A 4,493-nucleotide genomic window follows, 5' to 3' on the forward strand; every position below is an offset into this window, starting at 1 on the left:
GCTGCGTGGAGCGGCGGCCGACCCTGCCCCGCCCCTGCGCGCTCCGCGCGTGCACCGGGGCCTGATCGCAAGCGGCGACCGCTTCGTGTCGACCGTGCAGGAATCGCAGGCGCTGCGCGACGCGTTCACCGCCGCCGGCCATGCGGTGCTGGCGGTGGAGATGGAGGGCGCCGCCGTGGCCCAGGTCTGCAGCGACTACGGCGTGCCCTTCGCCGCCGTGCGCACGGTCTCCGACCGCGCGGACGACGCCGCGCACGTGGACTTCCCCCGCTTCGTGCAGGCCGTGGCCAGCCAGTATGCCGATGGCATCATCGGGCGGTTTCTCAGGATGCTATAAAAATAATAGCTGTATGCCCTAGTGATAATTGCGCTGGAGGCTGTTTGCCTATTGGGTGGTTTTCGGAAAGGAAAGCGTTTGTCTCGGCCGGTGCTGTGGACCTGCCGCCTTGGGGTTTTATCGATCCATCCATTGGCGATAGATTTCCTGGAAGCGTCGAACGAGGCGCTCGCCGGGTTGCAGAACGCCCTTCATGCGTGAGGGTCTGGACGACAGCCCGCGTTGCACTGCCTCACAGATGGCTTGATCTTCCGCAAAGAGCTTTTCCGCGTAGGCGGTGTGCCAAGGACCCACGATTTCCAGCATCGCCATTTCAGCCCGAGTGAGATCAGGAACCTCAAAGCTGAAGAGGCGGGCGAACATCCTGCAACTGCCAGTGCCTGTCGGCTGGTAATCCATGATGGCAAGCTGCTGGTTGTCGGTGTATCCAATGGTCGTGGCAGGAAAGATCACGTGATGCCGATAGCCATCCGGGTACGGAACCGGCACCCGTTTGAAGATTTCATTCACCCTAGCATCACGCGGGCGCTCGTAGCGCTTGGGATTGAGCCGGGTGGTGTACGAGATGGTGTTGTCAGCGTTGGGGTCGCTGTCCACCTGAAGGGGTTTTTGCACGTCGGCCGCAAAAGTATCTGCGTGCACGGAGAAGGCGTGCTCGAATTCCACAGTGTTTTGCAGCACGACTTTCCAGTTGGCTGCGATGTCTTGCACCCTCTTCGGTTTCTCTGCTCCTATCGCCCGAGACATCTGGTCCAGGGCGGGCAGCGTGGCGCCCAGAAATTCGTCCAGGCGCTGTCGAGGCTCCGCGCTCACGAAAATGAACTCGCCAAGGGTTTCCACCTGCCAAGTCTCCAGCCGCAGGTCTGCCGTCTGATAGCACGCCAACGCCTCGTTGTGTCGATGGGGCACGCCAATCGCCATTCCGTCGCCGTTGTAAGTCCAAAGATGGTAGGGACAGCGGATTGGGCCATGACCGCTGGGCTTCTCGAAGAATGCGGAGAAGCGATGGGGGCATACATTGGCGTAGGCCACGATGCGGCCTTCATGGCGATGAATCACCAAATCAGTCGCTCCAATGAGCCGCTTGACATAGTCCAGTTCGTTCGGAATATCGCGGGTCAATGCGGCCAAATGCCATGCCTGCCGAAAAATATACTTTTCCTCCAAAGCAAGCACGTCTGGGTTTGTGTAGTCAGCTGGATCGATAAGATGGTTCTCGGGCATGATCAATCCTACTTGAACACCGCAGCGAAAAAAAGCATTGCATTTGACCTAAGATAAAAGTTCTTCAGGAAAATTGATCCCGGTCATTTTTGCCTGATAAAAAATAGTTGGTGAAGATATCGCTGCACTATTTTTTATGCTGATTTCGTGGTGTGAAGAGAATTGAATTATTTGCGAAAAATTATGCAAATAAGAAAGCAAAAAATTCTCTGAAAGTAAATCAACTGAAGCATACGAGGGAAATTGTGTGCTTCAGCTGATCACTAGTAATAATTAACTTAAAATATCCCAGGTGAGGGCAATCACTCCTGCGTTCGCAGAGGTTGCAACCCACAGCCCAAGACCTTTGGGAATGTATAACGGTTTGGGAATGAATATTTGAGTGTTTGATCCTGTTGTGGTATTTCCGTTTCCACTGAATATTATTGACTTGGATGTATCTGAAATTCCCGATGGAGCACTGGTTGCCGCGACTAGATTGACGGTGCCATTTTGCGGATTGCAAAAGCAAGTTCGGATCACAATTCCATTGGTATTCGCAGAAGGAGCTACCAATTGCGCCACGCCTTTAGGGGCAATGGTTGCAAAATTCTTTCCTATGGGGACAGCATTCATAGTTGCCTTCGTGAAATGGTGTTTTCTATTCAATAAAGATCACGATAATAAATCCCAAGTAAGTGCGATGGCTCCTGGTCCTGAGTTTGCCACCCAAAGCCCCATTCCGGCAGGGATATACAGTGGGTACGGCATTACCACTTCGCTATTTGAGCCGGCCGCCGAGTTTCCGTTGCCGGAAAAAATGATTGGCTGACTAACATCCCCTATTCCAGTAGGCGCCACTGTACCAGCAACCAGATTTACAGTTCCGGTGACAGGGTTAATGTAGCCTGTCCGAATTATTGCGCCACTTGTATTGGAGGCTACAGAAAAAACCAAAACAACTCCAGGGGAGCTGGAATTTAAAAACCGCTTTCCAATTGGCTCTGCATCCATTTATGACTCCTAAAGAATTTGACGCCGAAATGGCGGCAAGCAGTCAATGCTGTGTTGTTTTTGTTCGTCTGTCAAATATTTAATTTATATTCAGCATCCTGCAATCATTGGAGGAGATTTTTAAGGCGATACCAGGAAGGACTGGCCTCACCGACAGATAACGCATCTTGGTTAGTGAGGAGCGATATGGCCTTGAACCAACCATCGTCTGCTTGTGCCCATTGAACAACAAGACCAGTACAGACTTTTTTCTCAATCCGAAACAATTGGTACTTTACGCAGCGCTGGTTGCAAGCGGTGGAAGCTGCGTTCACGCACTGCTGGAACACCATGAAGGCTTTTCTGGACTAAGAGTTAACCTAAATCTCGATGCAATCAGTCTATTAGGTCACTTAGCATCGTCCTTCATGAAACGCAATATAGGGCTGCTTTGATGCTATGAAAATAATAGCTGCATGCCCTAGTGTTTATTGTGCTTAAGGCCAATTCGACGCAGCACAACAAACGCCTATCAGCGTCGCGCGTCTTCAGTCCAGCAGACGCCGTGGAACCGGCTCCGCCGGGCCACTGGCGTCGTCCCCCTGGGGGGAAGCCGCGCAGCGGCTCAGGGGGGTCACTTCAACCAGCCGCGCTTTCGGAAGTACCACATGGGGCCCAGGGCGCTGGCCACCATCAGCGCCAGCGCGTAGGGGTATCCCAGCGACCAGTCCAGCTCGGGCATGAACTTGAAGTTCATGCCGTAGACGCTGGCGATCAGCGTCGGCGGCAGCAGGGCGACGCTGGCCACCGAGAAGATCTTGATGATCTTGTTCTGGTTGATGTTGATGAAGCCGACCGTGGCGTCCATCAGGAAGTTGATCTTGTCGAACAGGAACGCCGTGTGGTTATCGAGCGATTCGATGTCGCGCAGGATCTGGCGCGCCTCCTCGAACTGCTCGGCGTTGAGCATCTTGCTGCGCATCATGAAGCTCACGGCGCGGCGCGTGTCCATCACGTTGCGGCGGATGCGGCCGTTCAGGTCCTCCTGGCGCGCGATGGCGGCCAGCACCTCGCCGGCGCGGGCATCGGTCACGTCGCCGGCCAGCACCTGCACGCTGACCTTCTTCAGGTCGTCGTAGATGCCTTCGAGGGTATCGGCGGAGTATTCGGCGTCGGCGTCGAAGAGCTTGAGCAGCACCTCCTTCGCATCCTCGATCAGGCCCGGCGCACGGCGCGCGCGCATGCGCAGCAGGCGGAAGACGGGCACGTCTTCGTCGTGGATGGAAAAGAGCACGCCCTTGCTCTTGAGCGTGTCGTTGACGAGGTTCAGGATGAAGGCCACGCGCACCGAGCGCGGGTCGTCTTCGTCGTCGATGAGAAAGTCGCTGCGGATGTGCAGCTCGCCGTTGTCTTCTTCATAGAAGCGGGCGGATTCCTCGATGTCCTCGTCCATGGCGTCTTCGGGGATGAAGAGGCCGTAGTGCTGCTTGACCCAGCGTTTTTTCTTCGAGGGTGGGCGACTCCAGGTCGACCCAGATGGGCTGGAACTGCGCCAGCTCTTCCAGGGATTCGATTTCTTCCTGGACGAGCCGGCCGTTGGCGAGCGTGAAAATGTTGAGCATGTGGGCTCACTCCCGGTGTGTGGTGGGCTTTTTCTGCGAGGGATGGGGCGGCTTTCAACCCTCGGCAGGCCGGGAGCTGAAAGCTACCAACTGGGGTAGGTTTCCACGGAGGAATCTCCAAAAATGCAAGCCGCGGATTATGGCATTGCGCTGCGTCAATCCCATGACACCCGCCGAGGGCCGGCGGGGCCTGGCAGCCCGTGCGCGCAGTAGCGGTAAGGCTTTTTTTTTCCGTCAGCCCGCCTCGGGCGCGGGGGTGCCCGCCGCCCGCACCGTGGCGAGGGCGCGGCACAGGTCGGCCCAGGCGGCGGCCTTGGCCTCAGGCGCGCGCAGCAGGT

The 4,493-nt window shown here is 56.0% G+C and carries 4 protein-coding genes and 1 pseudogene; 2 read left to right on the plus strand and 3 right to left on the minus strand.

What is annotated here, in order from left to right; genetic code table 11:
- The coding region (locus AC27KI_RS19280; RefSeq protein ID WP_487115314.1) for a phosphorylase family protein at nucleotides 1-337 on the plus strand (337 nt) is incomplete at its 5' end.
- 117 nt (nucleotides 338-454) lie between these two features.
- Here the strand turns inward: AC27KI_RS19280 and AC27KI_RS19285 are convergent.
- The gene (locus tag AC27KI_RS19285; RefSeq protein WP_487090436.1) at nucleotides 455-1,561 is read right to left on the minus strand and encodes an aromatic ring-hydroxylating oxygenase subunit alpha; all 1,107 of its coding nucleotides are present in this window, start codon (nucleotides 1,559-1,561) and stop codon (nucleotides 455-457) included.
- Nucleotides 1,562-1,943: 382 nt separating this feature from the next.
- Between AC27KI_RS19285 and AC27KI_RS19290 the strand changes: the two genes are divergently transcribed.
- Nucleotides 1,944-2,372 carry a hypothetical protein gene (locus AC27KI_RS19290; protein WP_487090435.1) on the plus strand — a complete coding sequence of 143 codons (429 nt, stop codon included), beginning with the start codon at nucleotides 1,944-1,946 and terminating at the stop codon, nucleotides 2,370-2,372.
- A gap of 286 nt (nucleotides 2,373-2,658) precedes the next feature.
- Here the strand turns inward: AC27KI_RS19290 and AC27KI_RS19295 are convergent, their stop codons facing one another.
- Nucleotides 2,659-2,886: a hypothetical protein gene (locus AC27KI_RS19295; protein WP_487090433.1), complete on the minus strand. Its 228-nt coding sequence runs from the start codon at nucleotides 2,884-2,886 to the stop codon at nucleotides 2,659-2,661.
- A gap of 281 nt (nucleotides 2,887-3,167) precedes the next feature.
- A pseudogene (gene corA / locus AC27KI_RS19300) lies at nucleotides 3,168-4,155 on the minus strand (magnesium/cobalt transporter CorA).
- Nucleotides 4,156-4,493: the final 338 nt, after the last annotated feature.

This window comes from Acidovorax sp. KPB24-03 (assembly GCF_057546605.1).